This is a genomic window from Pseudomonas sp. GW821-FHT02H09, from assembly GCF_059421425.1.
Window position 1 is genome coordinate 1 of sequence record NZ_JBWKVA010000048.1, and the last position, 2105, is coordinate 2105.

Consider the following 2105-nt stretch of genomic DNA (forward strand, 5'->3'; position numbering starts at 1 on the left):
AACGATGCGCCGGTGGCGGTGGCCGATACGGCTGCCGGCACGGAGAACCAGACCCTGACCCTCAACGTGCTGGCCAATGACACCGATGTCGACGACGGCCACCTGTTCACGCTGAACTCGGTCAGTGCGCCAGCGAGCAAGGGCACGGCCAGCGTGGTTGGCAACCAGCTGGTGTTCAACCCGGGAGCCGATTTCGATCACCTGGCACAAGGCGTGGTCGAGCACGTGACCCTCAGCTACCAGATGCAGGATCAGTACGGGGCGCTCTCGAGTTCCACGGTGGATGTGAGCATCACCGGCACCAACGATGCGCCGGTGGCGGTGGCCGATACGGCCGCCGGCACGGAGAACCAGACTCTCATGATCGACGTGCTGGCCAACGATACCGACGTCGACGACGGCCACCTGTTCACGCTGAACTCGGCGAGTGTGCCGGCGAACAAAGGGACGGCCAGCGTGGTCGGCAACCAGCTGGTGTTCAACCCGGGGGCCGATTTCGACCACCTGGCACAGGGCGTGGTCGAGCACGTAACGCTCAGCTACCAGATGCAGGACCAGTACGGGGCACTCTCGAGTTCCACGGTGGACGTGACCATCACCGGCACCAACGATGCGCCGGTGGCGGTGGCCGATACGGCTGCCGGCACGGAAAACCAGACCCTGACGATCGACGTGCTGGCCAACGATACCGACGTCGACGACGGCCACCTATTCACCTTGGTCAGCGCCAGCGCGCCGATCGGCCAGGGCAGTGCCAGCGTCGCGGGCAACCAGCTGGTGTTCAACCCGGGGAGCGATTTCGACCACCTGGCGCAAGGCGCCACGGCCAGCGTCACGCTCAGCTACAACATGACCGACGAGCACGGCGCGCCCGCCAGCAGCACCGTGGTGGTGACGATCACCGGCACCAATGATGCGCCGGTGGCGGTGGCCGATACGGCCGCCGGTACGGAGAACCAGACCCTGACGATTGACGTGCTGGCCAACGACACCGATGTCGATGACGGCCACCTGTTTACGCTGAACGCGGTCAGTGCGCCGGCAAACAAGGGCACGGCCAGCGTGGTCGGCAACCAGCTGGTGTTCAATCCGGGGAGCGATTTCGACCACCTGGCGCAAGGCGCCACGGCCAGCGTCACGCTCAGCTACAACATGACCGACGAGCACGGCGCGCCCGCCAGCAGCACCGTGGTGGTGACCATCACCGGCACCAACGATGCGCCGGTAGCGGTGGCCGATGTGGCTGCCGGTACAGAGAACCAGACCCTGACCCTCGACGTGCTGGTCAACGATACCGATGTCGATGACGGCCACCTGTTCACGCTGAACGCGGCGAGTGCGCCGGCAAACAAAGGGACGGCCAGCGTGGTCGGCAACCAGTTGGTGTTCAACCCGGGGAGCGACTTCGACCACCTGGCACAAGGCGTGGTCGAGCACGTGACGCTCAGCTACCAGATGCAGGATCAGTACGGCGCGCCCGCCAGCAACACCGTGGTGGTGACCATCACCGGTACCAACGACGCGCCGGTAGCGGTGGTCGATACGGCTGCCGGCACGGAAAAGCAGACCCTGACGATCGACGTGCTGGCCAACGACACCGATGTCGACGACGGCCACTTGTTCACCTTGGTCAGCGCCAGCGCGCCGATCGGCCAGGGCAGCGCCAGCGTGGTCGGCAACCAGCTGGTGTTCAACCCGGGGAGCGATTTCGACCATCTGGCGCAGGGCGCCACGGCCAGCGTCACGCTCAGCTACAACATGACCGACGAGCATGGCGCGCCCGCCAGCAGCACCGTGGTGGTGACCATCACCGGCACCAACGACGCGCCGGTAGCGGTGGCCGATGCGGCCGCCGGTACAGAGAACCAGGCCCTGACGATTGACGTGCTGGCCAACGACACCGATGCCGACGACGGCCACGCGTTCACCTTGGTCAGCGCCAGCGCGCCGATTGGCCAGGGCAGTGCCAGCGTCGCGGGCAACCAGCTGGTGTTCAACCCGGGGAGCGATTTCGACCATCTGGCGCAGGGCGCCACGGCCAGCGTCACGCTCAGCTACAACATGACCGACGAGCACGGCGCGCCCGCCAGCAGCACCGTGGTGGT

At 66.2% G+C, this 2105-nt stretch carries 1 protein-coding gene; it reads left to right on the top strand.

Annotated elements, in window-relative coordinates:
• A partial coding sequence (locus AC07VR_RS31575) for an Ig-like domain-containing protein (protein WP_495013639.1) occupies window positions 1-2105 on the top strand: 2105 nt, incomplete at both ends.